Origin of the sequence: Neobacillus sp. GCM10023253 (assembly GCF_042653105.1) — a bacterium.
Classification (GTDB): Bacteria; Bacillota; Bacilli; order Bacillales; family Cytobacillaceae; genus Neobacillus; species Neobacillus citreus.
Map to the genome: position 1 here is coordinate 690347 of NZ_JBHSHV010000003.1, position 24436 is coordinate 714782.

Annotated in this window: 24 protein-coding genes; 16 read left to right on the top strand and 8 right to left on the bottom strand. The window is 41.0% G+C overall.

The window, feature by feature from the left end:
* Window positions 1-11: 11 nt before the first annotated feature.
* From ACFPA1_RS03745 to ACFPA1_RS03755, 3 genes are all read right to left on the bottom strand, one after another.
* The gene (locus ACFPA1_RS03745) at window positions 12-776 is read right to left on the bottom strand and encodes a sulfite exporter TauE/SafE family protein (protein ID WP_213140533.1); all 765 of its coding nucleotides are present in this window, start codon (window positions 774-776) and stop codon (window positions 12-14) included.
* Between the two features lie 220 nt (window positions 777-996).
* A complete protein-coding gene (locus tag ACFPA1_RS03750; RefSeq protein ID WP_213140532.1) occupies window positions 997-1281 on the bottom strand; it encodes a hypothetical protein in 285 nt (94 codons plus the stop codon).
* 14 nt (window positions 1282-1295) lie between these two features.
* Entirely contained in the window at window positions 1296-2522 is a 1227-nt protein-coding gene (locus ACFPA1_RS03755) for an MFS transporter (protein ID WP_338088249.1), read from the bottom strand.
* Between the two features lie 187 nt (window positions 2523-2709).
* On the opposite strand from ACFPA1_RS03755, the gene ACFPA1_RS03760 reads away from it, so the two are divergent.
* The 6 genes from ACFPA1_RS03760 to ACFPA1_RS03785 are packed head-to-tail and all read left to right on the top strand — an operon-like array spanning window position 2710 to window position 7100.
* On the top strand, window positions 2710-3477 hold the full coding sequence (locus ACFPA1_RS03760) for a phosphosulfolactate synthase (RefSeq protein WP_213140530.1): 768 nt from the start codon (window positions 2710-2712) through the stop codon (window positions 3475-3477).
* Window positions 3462-3995 (top strand): histidine phosphatase family protein, encoded by a 534-nt coding sequence (locus ACFPA1_RS03765; RefSeq protein ID WP_213140529.1) that lies wholly within the window; start codon window positions 3462-3464, stop codon window positions 3993-3995. The genes ACFPA1_RS03760 and ACFPA1_RS03765 overlap by 16 nt, the downstream gene beginning before the upstream one ends.
* A gap of 19 nt (window positions 3996-4014) precedes the next feature.
* A complete protein-coding gene (locus tag ACFPA1_RS03770) occupies window positions 4015-4728 on the top strand; it encodes a phosphoadenylyl-sulfate reductase (RefSeq protein WP_213140528.1) in 714 nt (237 codons plus the stop codon).
* A gap of 29 nt (window positions 4729-4757) precedes the next feature.
* Window positions 4758-5927 carry a sulfate adenylyltransferase gene (gene sat, locus ACFPA1_RS03775; protein ID WP_213140527.1) on the top strand — a complete coding sequence of 390 codons (1170 nt, stop codon included), beginning with the start codon at window positions 4758-4760 and terminating at the stop codon, window positions 5925-5927.
* The gene (cysC, locus tag ACFPA1_RS03780; protein WP_213140526.1) at window positions 5914-6513 is read left to right on the top strand and encodes an adenylyl-sulfate kinase; all 600 of its coding nucleotides are present in this window, start codon (window positions 5914-5916) and stop codon (window positions 6511-6513) included. Before sat (ACFPA1_RS03775) ends, cysC (ACFPA1_RS03780) begins: the two co-directional genes overlap by 14 nt.
* A 32-nt stretch (window positions 6514-6545) precedes the next feature.
* Window positions 6546-7100: a hypothetical protein gene (locus tag ACFPA1_RS03785; protein WP_241113647.1), complete on the top strand. Its 555-nt coding sequence runs from the start codon at window positions 6546-6548 to the stop codon at window positions 7098-7100.
* Between the two features lie 48 nt (window positions 7101-7148).
* On the opposite strand, the gene ACFPA1_RS03790 is transcribed toward ACFPA1_RS03785, so the two are convergent.
* The gene (locus ACFPA1_RS03790) at window positions 7149-7766 is read right to left on the bottom strand and encodes a YitT family protein (protein ID WP_213140525.1); all 618 of its coding nucleotides are present in this window, start codon (window positions 7764-7766) and stop codon (window positions 7149-7151) included.
* Window positions 7767-8115: 349 nt separating this feature from the next.
* Between ACFPA1_RS03790 and ACFPA1_RS03795 the strand changes: the two genes are divergently transcribed.
* Both ACFPA1_RS03795 and htpG read left to right on the top strand, forming a co-directional pair.
* On the top strand, window positions 8116-9588 hold the full coding sequence (locus ACFPA1_RS03795; RefSeq protein ID WP_241113663.1) for a PAS domain S-box protein: 1473 nt from the start codon (window positions 8116-8118) through the stop codon (window positions 9586-9588).
* A 167-nt stretch (window positions 9589-9755) separates the two neighbouring features.
* Complete coding sequence (htpG, locus tag ACFPA1_RS03800) at window positions 9756-11636, top strand: molecular chaperone HtpG (protein WP_213140523.1); 1881 nt, start codon at window positions 9756-9758, stop codon at window positions 11634-11636.
* Between the two features lie 191 nt (window positions 11637-11827).
* On the opposite strand, the gene ACFPA1_RS03805 is transcribed toward htpG, so the two are convergent.
* Entirely contained in the window at window positions 11828-12685 is an 858-nt protein-coding gene (locus ACFPA1_RS03805; protein WP_378581375.1) for an MBL fold metallo-hydrolase, read from the bottom strand.
* Between the two features lie 72 nt (window positions 12686-12757).
* Complete coding sequence (locus tag ACFPA1_RS03810) at window positions 12758-13627, bottom strand: cation diffusion facilitator family transporter (RefSeq protein ID WP_213140521.1); 870 nt, start codon at window positions 13625-13627, stop codon at window positions 12758-12760.
* A 378-nt stretch (window positions 13628-14005) separates the two neighbouring features.
* Between ACFPA1_RS03810 and ACFPA1_RS03815 the strand changes: the two genes are divergently transcribed.
* From ACFPA1_RS03815 to ACFPA1_RS03845, 7 genes are all read left to right on the top strand, one after another.
* A complete protein-coding gene (locus tag ACFPA1_RS03815; protein WP_378581377.1) occupies window positions 14006-14116 on the top strand; it encodes a YezD family protein in 111 nt (36 codons plus the stop codon).
* Window positions 14117-14191: 75 nt separating this feature from the next.
* On the top strand, window positions 14192-14911 hold the full coding sequence (locus ACFPA1_RS03820; RefSeq protein ID WP_378581378.1) for a phosphoadenylyl-sulfate reductase: 720 nt from the start codon (window positions 14192-14194) through the stop codon (window positions 14909-14911).
* Between the two features lie 34 nt (window positions 14912-14945).
* Entirely contained in the window at window positions 14946-15995 is a 1050-nt protein-coding gene (locus ACFPA1_RS03825; protein WP_213141281.1) for an inorganic phosphate transporter, read from the top strand.
* 27 nt (window positions 15996-16022) lie between these two features.
* Window positions 16023-17171 (top strand): sulfate adenylyltransferase, encoded by a 1149-nt coding sequence (gene sat, locus ACFPA1_RS03830; RefSeq protein WP_213140519.1) that lies wholly within the window; start codon window positions 16023-16025, stop codon window positions 17169-17171.
* 11 nt (window positions 17172-17182) lie between these two features.
* Complete coding sequence (cysC, locus tag ACFPA1_RS03835) at window positions 17183-17782, top strand: adenylyl-sulfate kinase (protein WP_213140518.1); 600 nt, start codon at window positions 17183-17185, stop codon at window positions 17780-17782.
* Window positions 17783-17797: 15 nt separating this feature from the next.
* The gene (locus tag ACFPA1_RS03840; protein WP_241113646.1) at window positions 17798-18580 is read left to right on the top strand and encodes a sirohydrochlorin chelatase; all 783 of its coding nucleotides are present in this window, start codon (window positions 17798-17800) and stop codon (window positions 18578-18580) included.
* 251 nt (window positions 18581-18831) lie between these two features.
* On the top strand, window positions 18832-19674 hold the full coding sequence (locus ACFPA1_RS03845) for an aldo/keto reductase (RefSeq protein ID WP_213140516.1): 843 nt from the start codon (window positions 18832-18834) through the stop codon (window positions 19672-19674).
* A 52-nt stretch (window positions 19675-19726) separates the two neighbouring features.
* Here the strand turns inward: ACFPA1_RS03845 and ACFPA1_RS03850 are convergent, their stop codons facing one another.
* Window positions 19727-20968, bottom strand: a complete 1242-nt coding sequence (locus ACFPA1_RS03850) for an MFS transporter (protein WP_378581380.1) — start codon at window positions 20966-20968, stop codon at window positions 19727-19729.
* Between the two features lie 183 nt (window positions 20969-21151).
* Here ACFPA1_RS03850 and ACFPA1_RS03855 point away from each other — a divergent pair, with 183 nt between their 5' ends.
* Window positions 21152-21580: a MarR family winged helix-turn-helix transcriptional regulator gene (locus ACFPA1_RS03855; RefSeq protein WP_378581382.1), complete on the top strand. Its 429-nt coding sequence runs from the start codon at window positions 21152-21154 to the stop codon at window positions 21578-21580.
* A gap of 43 nt (window positions 21581-21623) precedes the next feature.
* Here ACFPA1_RS03855 and ACFPA1_RS03860 read toward each other — a convergent pair whose 3' ends face one another.
* Window positions 21624-24038, bottom strand: coding sequence for a cytochrome P450 (locus tag ACFPA1_RS03860; RefSeq protein WP_378581383.1), 2415 nt, complete (start codon window positions 24036-24038; stop codon window positions 21624-21626).
* Window positions 24039-24436 lie beyond the last annotated feature (398 nt).

The following is a 24436-nucleotide window of genomic DNA, read 5'->3' on the forward strand; positions in this document are numbered from 1 at the left end:
ACATCCTGCTATTAGATTAATTTTATACCGCTAAATAAAATCATCAAGGCCATGATTGTTCGTAATGGTTTTGCGGGGAATTTTGACGATAACGTGCTTCCGATTAGAACTCCGGGGATGGAGCCTAACAACAAATTTAGAGTTAATAAATAATCAACATTGCCAATTCCAGCATGCATAAAACCTGCAGCGGTAACCAACAAAAATGCATGGGCAATATCTGTTCCAACCAGTTCAGACGAATTCATCCGGTATAAGTAAAGCATGGCTATGGCAAATAATGAACCGGAACCAATCGAGGTTAACCCGACAATAAAGCCTAATACCGCTCCAATTGTGATGGTTAAGGCCCTTTTCTCCTCCAGAGGTTTTAGCTGCATAGGGTTCCATTCTATTTTCTTCTTCATAAATGTTTTAAACAGGGTGGCCGCTGCAACCAAAATAAGTACATATCCAAGGGCATGCTTGATAATCTGCTCCTGGTTATGGAAAAAGGAATCAAATAAATGAAGCAGTCCAACCGCTAAAAGGGCGCTGGGGATGCTGCCGATGGCAAGATACTTAACAAGTTTAAGATTGATGGTTTTCTGCCGCCAATGCTGGATGGAACCAAATAGCTTTGTAATCGAGTTATAAAATAAGTCTGTACCAACCGCTATCGAAGGACTGATTCCTAATAAAATGAGGATTGGTGTTAAAAGAGCAGCTCCGCCAACCCCAGTTAATCCGACCATAAAGCCAATGAAAAGCCCCATGATAATGATGCCGACACTCATAGGCAAACACTCCAATATCTCTAAACTGCATTTCATCAATAAAATATGAAGTAGTCAAATGCCTTGTCAGCCCATTTTATTCAAATAAAAAAGAGGACAATGGCCCTCTTTTGCGAAAAATATTAGCTAATAAGAAAATTCCCCTAAATTTTCTTAACGCATAAATTCAACTACGCCTCTGTCTTCGTCCTATCGGACTCGCCAATCGGTGAGTTTTCATTTATTTTTCTTCTTCTTCCTCACTCAATTTAATTTTCTTACAGCCAACATATAAACAAGAGAAAATATCAAGCCCTGGTTTCGCTTTTGTCATCCCTTTGATATAAGGGGTAACAAGATCCTTAAAGTCGAGTCCGACCCCCTCCTCTTCCAAAATTCCATATACGAACAGTTTTTTCTCATCAAATAAGAAGGCAACATTGCCGACGGCTTTATTGGTGGAATCGACAACATTTAGGACCTGAAAATGAGGAGTGATGACTTCAGGTGAAAAATATATTTGCACTGTTTTCAGCTCCCTTACGTAAACTGCAATTTTTCAAATAGCGTATCATTTTCCTTTTCCTTCGAAGACTCTTTTTTCGCCACATGAATCAATACCATACATAGTAAAGCGCAAATAAGGGTTAAACCGGCCGTCGTTAAAAACATTCCGGACCGAGACCAATCCATTAGTTTACTAAAGATAGGCGGCCCTATGGCGACGCCTAAGAAACGGACGGAGCCATATAAGGAGGTGACGAATCCTCTCCTGTCTGCCGGAACTGAGCCGGTAATAAAGCTGTTAATGCAAGGCAGCACAAGCCCTGTTCCGATACTGCTTATAACAAGTACAGAAAAAAACGGAATCAGCTTTTTAGTGAAAATTAACGATGCAAATGAGCCGGTCATCAAGAGAAGTCCAATAATAATCAGTGCTTTCATCAGCTTCATTCTCTTACCGATTTTACTTCCAGTGATGTAAGAGGTTGTGGTCATAAATAAAAGTGGGATGGCCAAGATAGCCCCCTTTAATATTCCATCAATTTGATAGTCCTTTTCAAGAATATCTGAAATGTAAAATAAAATGCCAAACAAGGTAAATAAGCATACTGCTCCAGTCAAGTAAGCGGCAAAAAGCCAGCGTCCTTCAGTTTTAAAAACGGAAACAAGGCCTTTTACATATTTTCCAACTGGCGGCGGCTCTTTTTTTGTTTTCTTTTCCTTGATAAAAAAGATGGTCAATAACACTGATAAGAAACAGAAAATCGGAAAGGCAAAGAAGGCGGCGTACCAGAAAATGAGGGCCAATAATGAGCCGATGATTGGACTAATAACTTTGCCAAAACCGTTTGATGCTTCTACTAACCCTAATACCTTACTTTGTTCTCCGCCCTTAAATAAATCTCCTGTTAACGCCATGGCAATTGGTGCTGTCCCCGCTGCGCCTATTCCTTGCATGACCCTGCCGGCAAGAATCCAAGTATAGGAGCTGCCAAACCACGCTGCTGAAGCACCTGCTAAAAGCCCGCCGATACCATATAAAATGAGGGATGGAATGATGACCGCTTTCCTTGAAAAACGATCAGAAAAATACCCTAATACCGGAATCGAAATTGCAGCTGCAATCGAAAACACCGATATAACCAAACTTACCTGAAATTGAGAAATATCTAGCTCCGATTTCATTTTCGGGAGGATTGGGATTAACATTGAGTTTCCTAAGACTAAAATCATCGGGATTGAACCAATTGCAAAAATCGTCATGCCTTTGTGTTTTTGTTTTGGCAATGGAGTGCACCCCTATCGTTTAAATAAGCTCTTTTATTGTTTGACTGGGGACATAAGTTTATACAAGGCGAATGCCTAATTTCTGAGGAATAGGCCCAATATCTACACATTCACCTAGTTTTTGAATAATCTATCCTAGAAAAAAAGAGGAGGCGTAATGCCTATGGATTTTTTAACACTTCCTGAACGGACTTCCGGCAGTCGAACTTATGGGTTAACCTCTGTCGCCGACTTTGGAACTCCAATGGGAGAATTAAGGAATATATTGGCCGATTACAGCCATATCATTGACATTGCCAAAATTGGAATTGGTTCTGCGTATGTCACCCCCAATTTAAAGAAGAAGGTGGACCTGTATAAGGAATACGGTATTAAGCCTTATTGTGGCGGCACATTATTTGAAAAATGTTATTACCAAAACAAAATCCCGGAATACCTCTCTTATTTATGTGAACTCGGGATTGAATGGGTTGAAGTTTCAAATGGGACCTTGGATATTCCACTTGACCATAGGCTGGAATTGATTTATATGCTAAAAAATAATTTTAACGTGATTGCCGAGGTGGGCTCAAAAGATACCGAGAAAGAGATGCCCATTTCAGAATGGAGAGCAGAAATCAAGCAATTTCTTGAGGCCGGCTGTCAATACGTTATTACAGAAGGGCGCGATTCCGGGACTTCCGGCATTTATGAAGCATGCGGTACGATTAAGTCTGACCTGATTCAGGAATTAGTCAGAGATTTGGATCCGAATAGGATTATTTTCGAGGCGCCATCAGCAAAGCATCAAATGTACTTTATTAGGGAGCTTGGGCCTAATGTAAATTTGGGTAATGTGAAGCTTTCGGATGTTTTAATGTTGGAGGCCCAGCGCTGCGGTCTGAGAAGTGAAACATTTTATTTGGAGGCACAGGAATGCAAATTACCTTAATCCGCCATTTGCCTACCGAATGGAATAACAACAATATGCTTCAAGGGAGAAGGGATATCGGAATTACTCAGTTAACTGAGGAATTTCGCAAAGGTATTGCCGAAAACAAAGGCATGTTGAATGGTCTTGCTCCATTTGAAGTTGTTTTGGCCAGCAGTTTAAAAAGAACGCGACAAACAGCACAGCATTATGGGTTTCAGCCGGAAACTGAATGCTTATTGGATGAATTGGATTTTGGCCCATTTGAAGGCCAGCCAAAGGCAATGCTAGTTGAAGCATTCGGAGAAGCCTGGTTAGAGAACCCAAGCAAGCTCGTGTTAGGTGAAAGCATTCATAACCTTGAAAAACGCATTTCCATGTTCTTGGAGAAATATCGGGAATATAAAAACATGTTAGTATTTGGCCACGGCTGTTGGATTCGAGCTATGATTTCCTTTTCAAAGCATGGTCATATCGATGAGATGAACAAAGTATTATTGGAAAATAACTCCTTTGTAACGTTAACGATGGATTCATAATCAATTTGGAGGGGTGGGAATGGCTTCGATACTAACGTATGAAAATTGGGACGAACAAAAAATAGCAGAAATTAGCGGGAAAAGCAGGGATTATTTCGATATTTTAAAATGGGCATATCAGGAATATGATGGCGAGGAAATTGTTTACGCCTGCAGCTTTGGAGCAGAAGGAATGGTGTTAATCGATTTAATTCATAAAGTTAGCAAACAGGCAAAAATCATCTTCCTTGATACGGGCCTTCATTTCGCGGAAACGTACGAATTAATACATCAGGTGAAAGACCGCTACCCATCATTAAACATCACAATGATCGAACCGAAGCTAACTTTATTGGAACAGGCAAAGGAGCACGGTGAAGAGCTTTGGCGTCATAATCCAAATTTGTGCTGCCAGATAAGAAAAGTTGCCCCTTTAAAGGAAGCGCTGCAGGGCGTAAAGGCATGGATTTCAGGGCTGAGAAGGGAACAATCGGCTATAAGGAGCAAAACTCAGTACATCAATAAAGATGAAAAGTTCCAAAATATCAAGATTTGTCCACTTATTCATTGGACTTGGGATGATATATTGACTTACATCGACTTAAACAAATTGCCTTATAACCCATTACATGATAACGGTTATCCAAGTATCGGCTGCGCACCGTGTACCCAGCCGGTTAGTGATTCTGGTGACCAGAGGGCGGGTCGCTGGGCAGGACAATCAAAAACGGAGTGCGGACTCCATTTAACTTAGAGATAAAGAAATTTTGGGAGGTAAAACCGTTGAACAAGAGTATTCCCCATGGCGGGAAATTAGTCAATCGAATCAATCTAGATTATGTAGTGGACTATTCTCTCAATTATGTTGGCCTCGATAAATTGGAATTAAGCGATTTGGAATTAATCGCTAACGGTGCTTACAGTCCAATTGAAGGCTTCATGGGAAAAGCCGACTATGAGTCGGTTGTACACGATATGAGGCTTGTATCGGGACTGCCGTGGTCACTGCCGATTACTCTGGCAGTCCACCAGACCAAAGCGGCCGAATTAACAATCGGTGAGACCATTAACCTCATTCATAATGACAAGGTTTATGGTGTCATGAAGGTAACCGAAAAGTTTTCACCAGATAAACGGATAGAGGCTGAAAAAGTATTCAAGACAACGGAACTTGCCCATCCCGGTGTAAAAAAACTTTTTGAACGTCCCGCTGTTTATCTGGCTGGACCGATCACACTTATAAAAAGGCCCGAAAAAGGCCGGTTTGAGGATTTTTATTTGGACCCCTTACAAACAAGGGAAATGTTCCAGCAATTAGGCTGGAAAACAGTTGTAGGGTTCCAAACGCGTAATCCGGTACACCGGGCTCATGAATACATTCAAAAGTCGGCGCTGGAAACGGTTGACGGGCTGTTCCTTAATCCTCTTGTCGGTGAGACAAAAGCAGATGATATCCCGGGCGAAATCAGAATGAAGAGCTATCAAGCCTTACTTGAAAATTATTATCCAAAGAACCGGGTATTCCTGTCCGTTTTCCCGGCAGCGATGCGTTACGCCGGACCGCGGGAAGCGATTTTTCATGCCCTTGTCCGGAAAAATTTTGGCTGCACCCATTTTATTGTCGGAAGAGACCATGCTGGGGTAGGAAACTACTATGGCACTTATGATGCCCAAAAAATATTTTCACATTTTTCCGAAGAGGAGCTTGGCATCAAGCCGCTGTTTTTTGAACATAGCTTTTATTGTAAAAAATGCGAGAACATGGCTTCTGCAAAAACCTGCCCGCATGACAGGCAATATCATGTCATCTTATCTGGTACTAAAGTCAGGGGGATGCTCAAAAATGGCGAGCAGCCTCCAAAGGAATTCAGCCGCCCAGAAGTCGTTGAAATCCTTATCGAGGGGATGAGGGAAGTCTACAAACTAGAAGGTGTAGGAAATGGGGAAAAGTAATCATCTTACCTGGCATCAATCAACGATCACAAAAACAGACCGGCATCAGGAGAATGGACATAAAAGCTGCGTTCTTTGGTTTACTGGCTTATCAGGTTCAGGAAAGTCTACGCTGGCAAATGCTGTAGATCAGGCACTTTTTAAAGCAGGCTTTAGAAGTTATGTATTAGATGGGGATAATATTCGTCATGGTTTGAATAAAGATTTAAGTTTTGGTGTTAGTGATAGGAAAGAGAATATCCGGCGAATTGGGGAAGTGGCAAAACTATTCGTGGACAGTGGTCAAATCGTTTCTTCTGCCTTTATTTCCCCTTTTCTTGAGGACCGGGCGCAGGTTCGTAATATGTTTGAAAACGGGGAGTTCATTGAAATTTTCTTGAATTGCCCGATTCAAATCTGTGAAGACCGGGACCCTAAAGGTTTGTACAGGAAGGCGAGAATTGGAGAAATCCCCGAATTTACCGGAATCTCCTCCCCATACGAAATTCCTGACAATCCAGAAATCATTATTGAAACAGGTCGAATGTCGATTGAGGAATCGGTAAAAGAAATTTTAAAATATTTAAAGGAAAGGAAGATCCTTTAACAGGTCTTCCTTTACCTTATTTGGGGGCTACCGTGAAAAAGAGAATAAATAATATGTCAGGACAAAATCCCCAATCCATTTCGACTCAAAATTACTCCAATACAACGAAATTAGTACTAGGATCTCTCCTTGCTGGAAGCGCAGCCATCCTGCAGGCCGCTGGATTTTTTACGGGAATTGGCTATGCCTTCAGTATGTTAACTACACTGCCTATTGTTCTTGCTTCCAAGTTATCTTTGAGGATTGGGTTCATGTCTTATGTTATTACCGTTTTCCTATTGGCTATTATCCAGCCCAGCGAGTTGTTTGTCTTTCCTTTTACAACAGGATTATTAGGACTTTCCTTGGGAATCGCATTCAAGCTGTGGAAAAGTTGGATTTCTATCACTTTGGCCGGCGGATTTGGTCTCTCAATTGGAATTATGTTTTTGCTTTACGTTCTTCGTTTTCCTGTTTTAGGGCCAGCAGTTTCATCTATACTTAATTTTAAAACTTCCATAACAATTTTCCTATTCTCTTTGTTCTACAGTTTAATCTGGATGTGTCTAAGTAAGCGAGTATTTGTATTTTTATCGAGGTATTTTTAGATTTAACGAAATTGATGAAAAAGAGGCTGTCAATTCAAGACAGCCTCTTTATCGTCTTCGCCAATTGGCAGAGAGGAAAAGTAATCGATTAAATCTTAATTCATAAATGAAATCAATAATATTGGTTGAAAAGAATTGACAAACAATGGCGTACACGACAATTTTATAATCAATCACCAACCCGGTTAATAAAAATATCATCATATTGATGCCCATCATCACTTTTCCTGGACTCCAATTTTTATAGGTGGCAATCATTAGCGCAGGAATGACCATCCCGCCGCTTGATGCCCCTGCACGAATCAAAAGGCCAACGCCGATGCCAAAAAAGATGCTGCCGCAAACCATATCAAACACCATATGAACGTGATGATGTGGTATTTGGGTTGTAATCACGCTAACAACTGTAGAGGTTGTAGCGACTGATAGAATGGTTCGAAATGTCCATGTATAGCCAAAATATTTTAGCGCAAAAAGTAAGAAGACAATATTGGCCAGCCATAGGGAGAAGCCAAGCGATAAACCAAACCAATAATTCATTAAGATGGCCAGTCCTGCCGCACCGCCGGAAGGGATGGAATGGGGAAATAAAAACAGGGACATTGACAATCCTTGCAAGGTTGCACCAAAAAGCAAACATAGGTAAATTAATACTGTTTTTTTCATTATTTAAAAGAAATAATCTCTAAAAATACTCTTCATACCATTCACTGTTTTACCTCCCTGGACATGCCTTTCTTGTCCATTTTATGAGCGAAGAAAAAAGAATATGTAGGAATATTTTGTGAAAAAACAAAGTTTTCCCAATCTACCAATGTTTTAAATTGCAATATTAGGATTGAAAATCAAAATTATTAAGATTAATATTATAATAAGATTAATGGACTATTATCATATGAAATAGTGAAAATGAACTAGTACACCTAGACCTTTGACAAGCCAAATTGGAAGTAGGATCATTTGACTATTTCTAATTTGGCTTTTTTATAAATAATGAAAGGAACTTTTGATCGTGATGCAAAGTTCTATAACTGATATTAAAAAGGAAAAGCGGATCCTGTTAGAAAAGCATTTAAATGGCAGCCTGAATAGTTATCAGTCTTTGTTCGCATGCGATTCTGATGCCATTTATGCTATGGATTTAGATGGTTATTTCATTCCATTAAACCCTGCTTGTGCGCTCATTTTTGGATATAATTCGGACGAATTTTCAAAATTAACGTATATGAAAGTAATGAAATTGGAGCACCTGGATCGAGCCATTTCATTTTTTTACAAGGCAATTGATGGCAAATTGCAGAATTTCGATTGTCAAATCGTTCATAAAAGCGGGAAATTAATAGATTTAAATATGACAAACTATCCGATTGTCATCGATGGTGAAATTGTGGGCGTTTATGCAGTAGCCAAGGATATTACGGAACTCAAACAAAAGCGGAAAAAGCTTATGGAAGATATTCAGCAGCGGGAGAATACCTATCGGGATATTGTTGAGCATTCACCTGATGCCGTTGCGATTGTTAAAGATGAGCAAATTCTATTTGCCAACGATACGGCCGTGGAATTAATTGGTGCGAAGGATAAAAATGAAGTGATTGGAAAAAGCATATACGATTTTTTGGACAGCCCCTACTCTGACATTGTGAAACAACGGGCCAGGAACGTTGAAAACGGCAAGGCTGTTGATTTTATCGTGGAAAAGCTGGTCCGTTTAGATGGCACGATTATTGAAGTCGAAGTAAAAGCAATTCCGGCCATTTTTCAAAACGAACCTGCACGTCATATTATCATTCGGGACATAATGGAGAAGAAAAGAACGCAAAAATTGCTTCTCCAGTCTGAAAAGTTAACAGTAGCAGGGCAGCTTGCCGCTGGAATCGCCCATGAAATAAGAAATCCATTAACCGCTATAAAAGGCTTTATTAAACTAATGGATACAGGCCGTGAATTTAATTCTGGATATTTGGATATTATCAATTCAGAAGTGAACCGCATTGAACTGATTCTCAGTGAATTATTGCTGCTAGCGAAACCGCAGTCTATGAAATTTGAGAAACGTGATTTGTCGACCATTTTAGAACATGTTAAAACGCTTGCTGATACACAGGCAATTATGAGAAATATAGGAATTCATATTCTTTACCTGACTGAAATCCCTGAAGTTTATTGCGATGAAAACCAGCTTAAGCAAATGTTTATTAATTTCCTCAAAAATTCTGTTGAGGCCATGCCTAAGGGCGGAGAAATCATCATAGAGGTTCAATGTACAGATTCTAACCAAATAAAGATTCGGTTTATTGACCAAGGATGCGGGATCCCGAAAGAGCATCTCGAGCGAATCGGCCAGCCATTTTTTACAACCAAGGATAATGGAAATGGATTAGGATTGATGATTAGCATGCAAATTATTGAAAATCACAATGGCACAATAAATATCTCAAGTGATGAAAATGGAACTACGATGGAGATATTACTGCCAATACAGTGAATGGTAGCGGACGGAGGAAAAACCGTCCGTTTTTTTTTATTGACGATAAGTGGATTTTATGATATTTAAATAGTTGTTAGCACTCAATGTGATAGAGTGCTAATCATTTGATTTATTGACTTCCTGCAATTATGATGGAAAGGGTAAAAATGGAAGGAGAATTGGGTATGGAAACAAAACAATTTAAAGCGGAATCGAAACGTTTATTAGACATGATGATTAATTCGATTTATACGCATCGCGAAATTTTTCTGCGTGAGTTAATCTCCAATGCCAGTGATGCGATCGATAAAATCTATTACAAAGCATTAACAGATGATTCCTTGGCATTCGATAAAGACAATTACTACATAAAGGTAATCGCTGACAAGGAAAATAGAACTTTACGATTAATTGATACTGGGATTGGGATGACCAAGGAAGAATTGGAAAATAACCTTGGTACGATTGCCAAGAGCGGATCTTTAGCGTTCAAAAGCGAGAATGAACTGAAGGATGGCTATGATATCATCGGCCAATTTGGTGTTGGTTTTTATTCAGCGTTTATGGTTGCGGACGTAGTAACTGTCATCAGCAAGGCATTAGGAAGCGACGAAGCCTATAAATGGGAGTCACAGGGTGCCGAGGGCTACACTATCGTTCCTTGCGAAAAAGAAACAGTCGGTACTGAGATTATTTTAAAGATCAAAGATAATACCGAAGAAGAAAATTATGATGAGTATTTAGAGGAATATCGTTTAAAAGCAATTATCAAGAAATACTCTGACTTTATCCGCTACCCTATTAAAATGGATGTCTCGAAAAGCCGTCTTAAAGAGGGCAGCGAAACGGAGTATGAAGATTATCAAGTCGAAGAAACCATCAACAGCATGGTGCCGATTTGGCGAAAAAATAAAAACGAACTGACAGCCGAGGATTATGAAAATTTTTATGCGGAAAAGCGATACGGCTTTGACAAACCGCTGAAGCATATTCATATCAGTGTGGATGGAGCGGTCCGTTATAACGCGATTCTTTATATTCCAGAAAGCATGCCGTTTGACTATTATTCTGCAGAATATGAAAAGGGTCTAGAGCTTTATTCGAGCGGTGTTTTAATTATGAACAAGTGCGCCGACCTCCTGCCTGACTATTTCAGCTTCGTTAAGGGAATGGTCGACTCAGAAGATTTATCTTTGAATATTTCACGTGAGCTGCTCCAGCACGACCGTCAATTAAAGCTAATCGCGAAAAATATTAACAAGAAAATCAAAAGTGAGCTGGTAAGCTTATTGAAAAATGAACGGGAAAAATATGAGCAGTTTTATCAGGCATTTGGCCGCCAGTTAAAGTACGGTGTCTATAGCGAATTTGGCGCTCATAAAGAAGAATTGCAAGATTTATTGATGTTCCATTCCTCAAAAGAGAAGAAGCTCGTAACGTTAGATGAATATGTTTCTAGAATGCCGGAGGACCAAAAATATATTTTCTACGCCACTGGCGGTTCCAATGAGCGGATCGAAAAGCTTCCGCAAACGGAGTTGGTTGCAGATAAAGGCTATGAAATTCTGTATTTTACAGATGAAATTGACGAATTCGCGATTAGAATGCTGATGAGCTACAAAGATAAAGAGTTTAAGTCCGTTTCTAGTGGTGATTTAGGCTTTGAGGCAGATGAAAAGTCTCAGGATTCGGAAGCGGAAGAGCAGGATAACAAAGAACTGTTTGAGTATATGAAGGAGACTTTGGCGGGCAAAGTGAAGGATGTCCGTGTTTCTAAACGACTGAAGTCGCACCCGGTTTGCTTATCAACAGATGGAGAAGTCTCGATCGAGATGGAAAAAATTCTAAACGCCATGCCGAATAACCAGGGAATTAAAGCTGAGAAGGTACTAGAAATCAATGCAAATCACGAGGTTTTTGCATCCTTAAAAGAATCATTTGCCGGAGACAAAGATAAGCTGAAATTGTATACGCACCTATTGTATAATCAGGCACTACTAATTGAAGGCCTGCCGATTGATGATCCGGTTGAATTTACGAATAATATTTGCAAAATAATGGTGTAATGGTTGAAAAAAGGATTGCCGTGATACGTGATGCGGCAATCCTTTTTATTTTTCTTCATTTTTAGAGTAGAGGCGGGATCAAGGACAAAACGAGGCGAAAAACAGATGAAAATGTCCTTAATCACCCTCTAAACCCAAATATTTCCACAGAAAAACCGGAAAGTGTCTATAGAACCTCAACATATACAAGCTTAATGAATATTCCCATCCACATATTTACCGTAATCCGGAATCGCTAAGCTATCAAAATTATTTACCAGTCGCTCAAGTCCGCTGGTTAATGCCTCGCCTGCCAGCGGAGCACCATGCCCTGTTATCGCGGTCGAAGGATTTAGTTCAGCCAGCTTTTTAACCGAGTCCCAAGCGGCCCTCCAATCCGTTGTGAAGTATCTAGGAGGACCATTTACTTCCTCCTCCTGGGTTATGACCTTATATAAAGAATCCTGTTTCACATTGATGAATGCATCTCCTGCAATCAACGCACGGTCTTCATCTCTAAAAAAGGAAACATGTCCAGGTGTGTGGCCTGGGGTGTGGATCCAGCGAAAACCAGGCAGATGTGGAACGCTCCCATCAGGAGGAAGTTTTTCTACATGGTTACCGAGGTTAATCGGCTCATTCGGAAACAGCGGTGACATCTTTGCCACCATCCCGCCTTCCACACTGGGGTCTGGCTCAGGGTAGCTCTTTTGCCCGACCAAATAAGGCAATTCAATTTCATGAGCATATACGGGTACCTGCCAATGATTCACCAGTTCGATTATTGCTCCAACATGGTCAAAATGACCGTGCGTTAAAATAATCGCTTTCGGGCGGCACCCCTCGCCAAACCGTTCCTCTGCTGCTTCGATAATTTCGTCTGCAGACCCTGTCATACCAGCATCTACTAAAACAAACTCGCCGTTATCAGGGTTACCGACAAAACAAATATTGACGATTTGGATGGTATAAGAAAATAAATCCGGCAAAACCTGAATCCCGACCCCGCTGCCAATAGAAGTGGCCGGAATAATTTTATAATCACTACCATATGACATTTCTTTTTCCATTAAACGATCCCCTTATCAATTTCCTAATTAGGGATAGTTTTCCGCAGTTTAAAACGATTATTCAAAAACAGCTTAGTTAGGCTCCACATGGACATTAACATCAAACACATCGTGTTCCTTGATTAGGGCATTTTCCACCTTTGTGGCAACATCATGTGCCTCACGAATATTTAGATTGGAATTCACAAGGATTACCACATCAACGACAGCGCTGTTGCCATAATTCCGTGCTTTGATGTCCTTTATTCCTTTAACCCCAGTAATCCCTTCAATTGTATTTTTAAAAGAATACATCTCCTTCACATCAAAACCATCGGTTAAGCTGTGGGAGGCATTGCGAAAAATATCCCATGCCGTATTACAGATAAGAAGTCCTACGATTACTGCTGTAATTGGATCCAGCCATGGCAGATTGAATTGAGCGCCAATAATCCCTGCAGCAGTTCCGATGCTCACCCAGGCATCAGAGAGATTGTCTTTCGCGGCAGCCATTACCGCCTGGCTGTTAATTTTTGCGGCAAGCTTATGGTTATGATGATAGACAGCATACATGACTGCGCCACAAAAAATTCCGGTTACGGCAGAAAGGGGGTCTGGAGACTCACTCTTTCCATTGATGATGGTGGTAACCGCATCATATAGCACCTCAATACCCACGGCCATCATGATAAAAGAAGAAACCATGGAGGCAACAGTTTCCGCTTTCCAATGACCATAAGGATGGTCCTTATCTGCAGGCTTTTGTGAAAGTTTTAGCCCAATTAATACAACAATAGATGCGATTACATCTGTACTGTTGTTTAACCCATCGGCTTTTAGTGCCTCGGAGTCGGATGCATAGCCAACTGCCAGTTTTAAAATGGATAGAAAAATGTATGCCAAAATACTGATATATGCGGCTTGTTCTCCTTTTTTTAGTGCTAAATACTTTTCATTTTCCATATGTATTGCCCCTTAGCTTTTCATTCCCTTCATTATCTTAGCAATCTATTATTATGTGGGTCTAGAGAAACCTTTTTAGTCCTGACTTAAAATTCTTATATCAGGAAAAAAAGTTTAGTACGGGCAAAATAGACATCTGCTTTAATCAAAAAATAGTTAAAATATTTTCATCATTTATATTGACAAATCCCTATGTGTCTAGTAGGATTAATTTCATCAACTATATATGTAAATTCCTATTGGTCTAGTGGGATTAATTTTGAGAAATTGAAACAGTAAAATGCCTTTCCTGGAATAGGAGGAGTTTTTTAGGAAAAGGGGGCGAATCGGCTGAAAACACCAGATGAATGGCAAGAAATTGCGGCACACCTTAGGCCGATGCTCGAATCAATCAAATTCGGATCGATTACACTGGTTGTTCAGGACGGTAAGGTTGTGCAAATTGAGAAAAACGAAAAGGTTCGTCTTCAATCGAATAAAACACGCTGACTAGACAAACTAGAGGCGGTCTTCACCATTAATGGTTGAAGGCTGCCTTTTTTTTAAAGGAATAAGGAGGCTTGCATGATGACAAACGCAGTGACATATGAAAATTGGAATTCCATTTCTGATTCTTTTTCGATTCAAGATGAAACGAAAGGTGCTAAAGCAGTATTGGAATGGGCTTATCAGAATTACGCTGATAATAAAATTGTTTATGCTTCGAGCTTTGGGGCCGAAGCGATTGTGTTGATTGACTTGATTGCTCAGGTGAAACCTGATGCGCACATCGTTTTCTTGGATACAGATCTTCACTTTCTAGAAACCTACGATGTTATCAAAAGGATCGAAGAACGTTTTCCATCATTGAAAATCGAGCAGAAGAAACCTGCATTAACTCTTGATGAACAGGCTGCGCAATATGGGACAGCGTTATGGAAACGCGACCCTAACCAATGCTGCCAAATCCGAAAAGTCATTCCTCTTAGGGAAACTCTTACAGCAAGAGATGCTTGGATTTCAGGTCTTCGCAGAGAACAGTCACCGACAAGGAAAGATACTGAGTTTGTTAACAAAGATGAAAAATTTAAAAATATTAAAATATGCCCTCTGATTCATTGGACATGGGATGAGGTGTGGTCCTATATTCGGGAAAAAGACCTTCCATATAACGAGTTGCATGACCGCAACTATCCAAGCATCGGCTGCTTCCCTTGTACGCAAGCAGTTGCCGGTGACGGCGATTCCCGTGCCGGACGCTGGACCGGCAGCAGTAAAACCGAGTGTGGATTACACTCATCGTAAGGGGGCGGTCAAAACGATCACAATCATTGCTATAATGATAGGTTTGTTTTTTGCAGTCAATATCGGGGCCAGCGGGGCAGCTGCTTCGATGGGAATTTCCTATGGAGCCGGCGTTGTCAAAAAGCAACTGGCTTTATTCCTTTGTGGAATAGCGGTGTTCCTTGGTGCATGGCTTGGCGGCGGCGAGGTCGTAAAGACGATTGGCGGCGGTATCGTTCCAAGCAGTACCTTTACAAATGCTATTGCCTTAATCGTGTTAGCTTCAGCAGCTATGTCGCTGTTTTTAGCGAATATTTTTGGAATACCGCTCTCGACAAGTGAAGTAGCAGTGGGCGCCGTGGTAGGGGCGGGGATTGTCTATCAATCCGTTTTTGTCGGCAAGCTCCTATGGATTATGGTGTTTTGGCTGTTAACTCCAGTTGCAGCTTTCGTGCTGGCAATCCTTGCTGCTAATCTTTTAAAAATCAAACCTATTAAAAAATTTGTCGAGAAACCAAAAGCAGGACCTCTTCTTGCGGTACTTGTCGTCTTTATGGGATTGTTCGAAGCCTTTTCGGCAGGGATGAACAATGTGGCCAATGCCGTTGGCCCCCTTGTTGCCGCATCATTAATGTCTAAAGAGACAGCCGTCCTTTGGGGAGGTTTGGCCGTAGCGCTTGGTGCATTCCTGCTCGGTCACCGAGTAATTGAAACCAATGGGAAGAAAATAACAAAGCTTCGCTTGGAAGAGGGATGTATCATATCCGGTACCGGTGCCAGCATCGTAACAGTTGCATCGCTGTTTGGAATTCCTGTTCCGCTCACGCAAATCACGACTTCCTCCATCATTGGGATTGGTTTTGCTAAATACGGCAAATCAGTCTTGAAAAAGGGAATTGTCGTACAGCTTCTCACGGTCTGGATTGTTTCACCGGTTATTTCAATGGTGCTCTCATACACCATTATTCAATTAGTGATAGTTCGGAATTTTTATCCGATTATTGTCATGGCAGGCGTCCTTATCTCTGTTTTGGGAGTGCTATTCTTAATGAAACGCACTACATCCGCATCGATTGGAGCGCCTACCGATATTGCAAATAAATAAAAACAAATAGAAGGGTTGATATCAAACATGTCATTTTTACCAAATCCTCACGGAGGCAAACTTATTCAAGCTTTTGATCCAAACTATGATTTATCCAATGCAGCAAAAGTAATAGAAATTGATGCGATTGCTTTAAGCGATCTTGAACTTATTGGTGTGGGGGTTTTCAGCCCGTTAACAGGTTTTCTTGGTAAAGCGGATTATGAATCTGTTGTCAGCAATATGCGTTTAGCCGACAATACGATCTGGTCCATTCCAGTAACTCTTCCTGTATCCTATGAAATTGCGGAATCCTTGGTAGTCGGTGAAGAAATTAAATTAAAACACAACGATGAAGTTTACGGTGTGATTAAGGTTTCCGAATGGTATGAGCCGGATTTAAACAAAGAAGCAAGAGAAGTTTATAAAACGGAAGAACTTGCTCATCCAGGCGTTAAGCGGCTATTCGAGAGAGGACCTGTCTATGTGGCTGGGGAAGTTGTGCTTGTTAAGAAACCTGAAAAAGGCGTGTTCGGTGATGTCTGGTTCGAACCAAAGCAGACTCGCGCCTTTTTTGAAGAGAAAGGCTGGAAAACAGTTGTTGGTTTCCAAACAAGAAATCCGATTCATCGTGCGCATGAGTACATTCAAAAGGCTGCCCTTGAAATCGTTGATGGCTTGTTCGTGAACCCGCTAGTCGGTGAAACAAAATCTGATGACGTTCCAGCTGATGTACGTCTGAAAAGCTATCGTGTTTTATTGGAAAACTATTATCCAAAAGAACGGGTCCAGTTAGGCGTTCACCCAGCTGCAATGCGCTATGCAGGTCCAAGAGAAGCTATTTTCCACGCTCTTGCCCGCAAAAATTATGGTTGCACACACTTTATTGTCGGCCGTGACCATGCTGGGGTAGGAAACTATTACGGAACCTATGATGCCCAGTATATTTTCAGCAATTTCACTGAAGAGGAACTTGGTATTAAACCATTATTCTTTGAACACAGCTTCTATTGCACAAAATGCGATGGCATGGCATCTGACAAAACTTGCCCGCATGGCAAGGAAGATCGTGTAATCCTGTCGGGAACAAAAGTTAGAGAGATGCTCCGCTCAGGAGTTCTTCCGCCAGCAACCTTCAGCCGTAAAGAAGTGGTTGAAGTCCTGATTGAAGGAATGAGAGAAAAAGCGACAGTATAAGGAGTAGGAGAATGAGCAAATCAACGAATATTACATGGCATAACGCTACCATTACAAAAGAAGACAGACGTGCGCAAAACGGTCATGGAAGCTGTACACTATGGTTTACAGGGCTATCTGGTTCTGGGAAATCAACAATTGCGAATGCAGTTTCAAACGAATTGTTTCGGCAGGGAATTAACGAATACGTTCTTGATGGTGACAATATCCGTCACGGCTTAAATAAGGATCTTGGTTTTTCTGAAGAAGATAGAACAGAAAATATCCGCCGCATCGGGGAAGTGGCAAAGCTGTTTGTTGACAGCGGTCAGATTGTCACTACTGCGTTTATTTCACCATTCCGTTCCGACCGGGACAATGTCCGTGCGTTATTTGCAGAAGGGGAATTTATAGAGGTTTTCATTGATTGTTCTCTTGAAGAATGCGAACGCCGTGATCCAAAACAGCTTTATGTAAAGGCTCGTAAAGGTGAAATTAAGGATTTTACGGGGATTGATTCACCATACGAGTCACCGGAAAATCCGGAAATCATCATCCGCTCTGATTTGGTGACAGTTGAAGAAGCAGTGGAACAAGTGTTAGGATATTTACGAGACAAGAATATTATTTAACAAGAAGCGGGTACTATGAAATTACATAGTACCCGTTTGAATGGAAAAAAGGTGAAAGGAGCAGCCTGCATGAAAGCAATTCTCTACATTGGACACGGTACTCGCTCAAGGAAAGGGGCAGATGAGGCAACGGCGTTTATCCAGCGGATCATGGCCCGAATCGATGTGCCGATTCAGGAAATGAGTTTTCTGGAACTGGCTGAGCCGCTGATTGAAGATGGTTTCAAGCATTGTGTAGAAAGGGGTGCCGCCGAAATAACGGTTGTTCCTCTTTTTCTGCTTGCCGCAGGGCATATTAAAGAGGATATTCCAAATGCATTGGCAGGGCTTCGAGAGAAATATCCTCATGTTAAGGTAAAAGTGAAGGACCCTTTTGGGGTGCAGGGGAACATTCTTGATGGGTTGGCGGAACTTGTTAATGAAGAAGCAGGGACGCTGACAGCTAAAGACAGCATCTTACTTGTCGGCAGGGGGAGCAGCGACCCGGATATACTAGCGGATTTTGCAAACATTGTTGATGGAATCCGAAATCGTCTAGGAATTAATCGTGTTTCTGTTTGCTATTTAGCTGCCGCTGAACCCAGGTTCGATGAGGGATTGGAAACTGTCTGCAACGATGCTGCGGGCCGGGTCATTGTCGTTCCTTACTTGCTGTTTACAGGACTTCTATTAACGGAAGTGGCCCAAAAGGTGCGGAAAAAAGAAAAAGAAGGGTACTCGATTATACAAACAGGTCAATTAAGCAGGCACCATGTTATTGAAGATGTCATTATTAAGCGGGCAATTGAAGACGAATAAGTTTTTTCTGGGATTCGCAGATATATTCAGAAATTCGCAGATAAAATGAAAAATCCGCAGATATATTCAGAAATTCGCAGATAAAATGAAATATTCGCTGATATCGTCACATAATTCGCAGATATACGAAAATGCTTCCCAAATAAGCTTTTTATTGGATTGATTTTTCTTGTTGAGATAGAATTTTCATTGGGTATAAGTGCCATAATAGGTTGGTATATGCCTAAAAAACCATGAGAAAGGTGAGAACAATGGTTAAAAGCTTAAAGGATACGACTACATTACATAATGGTGTTGAAATGCCTTGGTTTGGCCTTGGTGTTTTTAAAGTGCAGGAAGGTTCAGAGGTAATTGACTCTGTTAAGGCTGCTATCAAAAATGGTTACCGCAGTATTGATACTGCAGCGGTTTATCAAAATGAAGAAGGTGTCGGTCAGGGCATCAGAGAATCCGGTGTTTCTCGTGAGGAGTTATTCATCACATCAAAGGTATGGAACTCTGATCAAGGTTACGAGTCCGCACTTCAAGCATATGAAACTAGTTTAAATAAGCTGGGACTAGATTACCTTGATTTATACCTCATTCACTGGCCAGGAAAAAACAAATTCAAAGACACTTGGAAAGCCCTTGAAAAATTATATAAGGATGGCCGCGTTCGTGCCATCGGCGTCAGCAACTTCAAGGTCCATCACTTAGAGGAACTATTAAAGGATGCCGAGATTAAGCCGATGGTGAATCAGGTGGAATATCATCCACACTTAACTCAAAAGGATTTACTTGCTTTTTGCCAAAAAGAAGGGATTCAACTAGAAGCATGGTCTCCTCTTAAACAGGGGAAATTATTGAATGATCCTAATTTAAGTGATATTGCTCGTAAATATGGAAAGTCAGTAGCCCAGGTCATTTTACGCTGGGATTTACAATCAAAAGTAGTGACAATACCAAAATCAATTAAGGAACAGCGTATCATTGAAAATGCCGATATTTTCGATTTTGATCTATCAACAGAGGATATGGCAAGAATCGATAGCTTGAACAAAGATGAGCGGGTCGGTCCAGATCCGGATAATTTTATGAATGGATTTACCGAATAAAGCACACAAAAAAGCGAACAGCCGCAAAACTGTTCGCTTTTTTACGTTTAAATTAATGTCCTAACTCCACATCGTCGACGTGCTTGACATGGCGGCGGTTCATTAAGATAAATACTACCGATACAAGGACAAATCCTGCACCTACAATAAATGGTGTTGACGGTGAATAAATTTCCGCAAGCTTACCTGCCGTATATGGTGCAATGGCGCCGCCAATAAAGCGCAGGAAGCTATATGCAGCGGATGCAGTCGCTCGTTCGACCGGTGCCGAGTTCATAACTGCCGTTGTAATAAGAGTATTATTATTCCCAAGTAAAGCCCCTGCAAAAATAACAGCAGCAATAATAACCCACTGGGTTGAAGTCCAAATACCCATTGCCAATAGGACTAACGCAAATATTGTTAACATTGCGCTCATTGAATTGATCGTTCCAAACCTTTGCTGAAGCTTTGGAGCAGTAACAACTGATGTAATGGCAAGCAAAATACCCCAGCCTAGAAATACATACCCCAAACCGTGTTCGTCAAGACCCATTACAAATGGAGCGTAGGCAAGGAGGGTGAAAAAACCAAAGTTATAAAGCGCCGCAGCAATGCCAAATACCAATAATGAACGATATTTTAGGGCGCGGAATGGATCAAGCAAGGAAGTTTTCTTTTGTTGTGTGTTCTGCTGCTGATGTGTTCGCGGCATTAATATCAAAAGCCCAACGAAGGCTACAATCATAAGTGTGGCAACACCGAGAAACGGACCTCTCCAGGAAATGGCCCCAAGCCAGCCCCCAAGTAAAGGACCTACAGAAATCCCTAAACCAATAGCAGCTTCGTACAGGATGATGGCTTTTGCGGTCCCACTGTTAGAAAGAGATACGATCGCCGCCAAAGCAGTTGCAACAAACAGAGCGTTGCCAAGGCCCCATCCGCCGCGAAGGCCGACAAGAGCCCAAATACCATTTGAATAACCGCCAAGCGCTGAAAAGACAGCAATGATGATTATTCCGGCAATTAATGTCCATTTAATGCCTAGTCTCGATGAAATCATGCCGGTGATTAACATGGCAACGGCCATTACAGCATTATAGCTTGTAAAAAGAAGTGTAACCTCACTGTGGGAAGCATGTAATTGGTTAGCGATTGCAGGTAAAATCGGGTCGACAAGTCCCAGACCCATGAAGGCAATTATGCAGGCAAAGAAGACAGCCCAAACGGCCTTTGGCTGCTTAAGAAGATTTGATTCTTCTATAGAAGACATGCTAGTAGTTCTTGGTACAACAGTTTGTGATGTTGATGACATCTGAATCCCCCTTGTTTTATCTTTTCTTTGTAAGTATAAAAAATAGTTGTATAATGAAACTATATATTTGTATTATACAACCATTTTCCACTACGTCAATAGTGAATTCGCCTATAAGTTATAATTTTGGGCGCTCGTATGATATCATAAGAACAAGAAATGACACCTTGTGAGGTGATAATTATGTCAGAAGAATCCCTTGAAACGATCGAACTTGAAATGGCGATTATGATTCGCCGTATCACATCCTACTCTTCCCATAAAAAAATTGGCAATCTTGATCGTTCCGCGTATCTTCTCTTACATCAAATCGCAACAAATGGTCCAGCAGGAGTAAAAACATTAGCAGGACAATCCCAACTGGATATTTCCACAATAAGCAGGCAGGCATCCGCGTTAGAACAAAAAGGCTGCCTTTATCGAATTCCTGATCCAACAGATGGAAGGGCATATTTCTTAGAAATTACTGAATTGGGTTTAAGGAAATTAAGAGAAGAGAGACAAGCGAGGAAGATAAGGGTAGGAGAAGTGACAAAGGACTGGTCCGATGAAGAACGTGCTACATTTGGCAAACTTTTAACAAGATTTAATATTGCAGCCATTCAAGAATAAAAAGGAGGATGGACCAACCAGGTCATCCTCTTTTTTAATTATTTTAGTGTGTCTCATAAGGTGCTAATAGCTCTAAAAATTTTTCAAATGGCATTTGGCAGGCTGGGTATTTTTCAAGTAAATCCAGCATCGTAATGCCTTTATCTACAACGTGAGCCTTATAGGCATCTTCAGTTAGAAGTGCTTCTAATTCTTTTTGATGAGGCGGGCATACTGTATGTTCCGCCAGCTCTTGAAGCTGCGGACGGGTAACAGTTTCTTCCAAATCAACCTTTAGACTTAGTAAGTCGCTGGCCCGGACAGGGATATCTAGTGGCAGCCGGTTCGCAAATTGCTGATTCCCGCTCAAGACAACCTGTGTGTTTGTATCTAATTCGAAGCGGTTAAGAACACGTTCAACCGTCTTAAAAGAATTGCGCGTTTTCACAGTCTGTACCGCAGTACCTCCTGAAGCATGCTCCGCGGTTTGTACTTCATCGACAAATTGGACTGTCAATGCCTGGTTCGTTTCTTCTGATTTATTTTCAACTTTTAGCCCTAATGCCTCGAACACATTTGGCCATAATTGCTCATGCCAATCTTCAAATTGCTGATCAAAATCACTGCTTGCATCCCCTTGGCCTTTTGGAGATATTCTATTGGCACCTTTTTCAGCAAGCTTTACGTCAATCAAATTAGGAACACTTTGATAAGTGTTCGCCCAGTTCGTATCTCCGCAGCCAAAAACAGCGTAACGAACACCCTCGAGCACTTCACTGTCAGACTCTTTTAACCACTTGACAAATTTACGAGCGTTTTTTGGCGGATTGCCATTATAAGAGGAAGTGACAATTAGAGTAACTCCTTCTTTCGGTAGTACGTCGACGTATTCGTCAAGCGGAGCTATTTCACTTTTGAAACCTTTAAAACGAGCACTTGTTGCCAAATCTTTTGCGATTCCTTCCGCAGTCCCCATATTGGAACCGTATAGAACAAATAATGGTGTATTATTTCCTATCGAAGAATCGTATTGTTGGTTAGCTGAATGTAAGGAAGAAGAGCTTTTTTCTTCAACAGGCAATACAAATGATTCAACGAATCGGTTATCACGCAGCTGGACGCTCATTGTGAAGTTTTCGGGCTTAAGTGTCAATGTTTGTTTAATTTTTAATTGATAGTTCGTATGGTCAATTAAGTCAAAGTTTTGCAAAATCATTCCTATTAATAATGTTGCCTCGTGAAGGGCAAACTGCATTCCGATACATGCACGTTGTCCATTGCCGAAAGGTTTGTAGGCATCATGCGGTATTTTTTTCGGGTCTTCAAACCGTTCAGGACGAAACTCTTCAGCAGCTTCACCCCAAGCTTCTTTGTCGCGGTGCAGTTGAGGGAGGAGAATGGCAACCGTCTGCTTTTTATTTATCTTATATTTACCTCCAAGAACCATATCTTCCTTGGCATATAGGGTAAATTGCGGTGCTGTCGGATAAAGCCGCAACGATTCATTTAAAATCATCCGAATATATTTCAGCTCCAAAACTTGTTTAAAGGTTGGAACTGGTCCGGTCAATACACGGTCAACTTCCGCACGTGCTTTTTCCAGGATTTCCGGGTGCTTTAACAGCAGGTAAAGCGTAAAGGACAAAAGGCCGCTGGTTGTTTCATGCCCGGCAATCAGGAAGGTGATGATTTGGTAACGTATATTTTCATCATCGAGCATTTCGCCTGTTTGCGGATCTTTAGCACTTAGCATCCGAGCAAGCAGATCTGTTTCCCCTTGATCACCGTGTTCCTTCCGTTCAGCGATTAGTTTGTCTACCAAGGAAAACATCGCTTGGATGTTCTTTTGGAATTCCTGTCGTTTTTTTAGCATGAATTTATCTTGAATCGGGAGGCGGGTCCCTTTATGCATGGCTTCATCTAGGGCATTTACCATATTGATAATAAAAGGGTCATGCGTCTCACGGTAGAAGCTGTTGAAACGATAGTTAAAGCCGCACAAGCCAATCGTATCAAGTGTAAGTCTGGTCATATCATCCGGAACATCAATACTCTCATTTGGATTCAACCGGGCCCATTTTTGGACGAGCTGGCTTGCTATGTCTACCATCATGGAGTGATATCCTTTCATAGCTGACAGACTAAACGAAGGCATTAGAATGTTATGGGCTTTTTGCCAGTTTGGCTCAGATGTTTTACCTGTAAACAGCCCATCGCCAGCGAAATCGCGGACTTGATGGAGGCCGCCAAGCAGACTTTTATCAAATTTTCCGCTGTTCAAAACCTCGCCGGCCCATTTATGGCCGGAAACAAAAACGGTAGAAAATCCGCCGAAAAATTCCATGCGAAAAATCGGACCGTGTTTTTCCGCAATTTTCCATAAGGAGAGTGTCGGGGCCTCCTTATCAATCAAAGGCATGTTGCCTAGTGGGCCATACGTTTTCGGCTGCGGTATCGCAGTAATTTCGGAAGTAGACATATTTGTTTTTACGACCTTCCTTTCTCCTCGAGAAATTTAATTTTAAATAATTTTAAAATAATATTTTAGAAGATTATACCATGTATATATTACTAATATAAAGCATTTGATGAGTAAATATTCAGACAAATTTCTACATTTTTTTCATTTTTTGATTTATTAAAAAGGTTGAAAAATAAACAAATCATTGAAAACGATTTCATAATATCGTATATTATAAAGAGAGTGAAGTAGTTTTTAAGAAGATTACAAAGTCTTTTTAAAGGTGGTTGTTGTTTGGATGATATTTTTTTGAAATAATATTTTTAAAGAATTTTTGCTTTACGAATGAAATTAAAGCAGGAATGTAATACAATAACTTTGTAAATGTTATTATTTATAATAGGATTCTATTAAAA

Bases quoted from the DNA above. Each gene is read 5' to 3' on its own strand.
- ACFPA1_RS03805 (WP_378581375.1), bottom strand. From the start codon at position 12,685: ATGGAAAAAGAAATGTCATATGGTAGTGATTATAAAATTATTCCGGCC.
- ACFPA1_RS03815 (WP_378581377.1), top strand. From the start codon at position 14,006: ATGCTCGAATCAATCAAATTCGGATCGATTACACTGGTTGTTCAGGAC.
- ACFPA1_RS03825 (WP_213141281.1), top strand. From the start codon at position 14,946: ATGATAGGTTTGTTTTTTGCAGTCAATATCGGGGCCAGCGGGGCAGCT.
- ACFPA1_RS03755 (WP_338088249.1), bottom strand. From the start codon at position 2,522: ATGACGATTTTTGCAATTGGTTCAATCCCGATGATTTTAGTCTTAGGA.
- sat (WP_213140519.1), top strand. From the start codon at position 16,023: ATGTCATTTTTACCAAATCCTCACGGAGGCAAACTTATTCAAGCTTTT.
- cysC (WP_213140526.1), top strand. From the start codon at position 5,914: ATGGGGAAAAGTAATCATCTTACCTGGCATCAATCAACGATCACAAAA.
- ACFPA1_RS03850 (WP_378581380.1), bottom strand. From the start codon at position 20,968: ATGTCATCAACATCACAAACTGTTGTACCAAGAACTACTAGCATGTCT.
- ACFPA1_RS03795 (WP_241113663.1), top strand. From the start codon at position 8,116: ATGCAAAGTTCTATAACTGATATTAAAAAGGAAAAGCGGATCCTGTTA.
- ACFPA1_RS03860 (WP_378581383.1), bottom strand. From the start codon at position 24,038: ATGTCTACTTCCGAAATTACTGCGATACCGCAGCCGAAAACGTATGGC.
- ACFPA1_RS03855 (WP_378581382.1), top strand. From the start codon at position 21,152: ATGTCAGAAGAATCCCTTGAAACGATCGAACTTGAAATGGCGATTATG.
- ACFPA1_RS03765 (WP_213140529.1), top strand. From the start codon at position 3,462: ATGCAAATTACCTTAATCCGCCATTTGCCTACCGAATGGAATAACAAC.
- ACFPA1_RS03845 (WP_213140516.1), top strand. From the start codon at position 18,832: ATGGTTAAAAGCTTAAAGGATACGACTACATTACATAATGGTGTTGAA.
- cysC (WP_213140518.1), top strand. From the start codon at position 17,183: ATGAGCAAATCAACGAATATTACATGGCATAACGCTACCATTACAAAA.
- htpG (WP_213140523.1), top strand. From the start codon at position 9,756: ATGGAAACAAAACAATTTAAAGCGGAATCGAAACGTTTATTAGACATG.
- ACFPA1_RS03820 (WP_378581378.1), top strand. From the start codon at position 14,192: ATGATGACAAACGCAGTGACATATGAAAATTGGAATTCCATTTCTGAT.
- ACFPA1_RS03760 (WP_213140530.1), top strand. From the start codon at position 2,710: ATGGATTTTTTAACACTTCCTGAACGGACTTCCGGCAGTCGAACTTAT.
- ACFPA1_RS03810 (WP_213140521.1), bottom strand. From the start codon at position 13,627: ATGGAAAATGAAAAGTATTTAGCACTAAAAAAAGGAGAACAAGCCGCA.
- ACFPA1_RS03745 (WP_213140533.1), bottom strand. From the start codon at position 776: ATGAGTGTCGGCATCATTATCATGGGGCTTTTCATTGGCTTTATGGTC.
- ACFPA1_RS03790 (WP_213140525.1), bottom strand. From the start codon at position 7,766: ATGAAAAAAACAGTATTAATTTACCTATGTTTGCTTTTTGGTGCAACC.
- ACFPA1_RS03770 (WP_213140528.1), top strand. From the start codon at position 4,015: ATGGCTTCGATACTAACGTATGAAAATTGGGACGAACAAAAAATAGCA.
- ACFPA1_RS03840 (WP_241113646.1), top strand. From the start codon at position 17,798: ATGAAATTACATAGTACCCGTTTGAATGGAAAAAAGGTGAAAGGAGCA.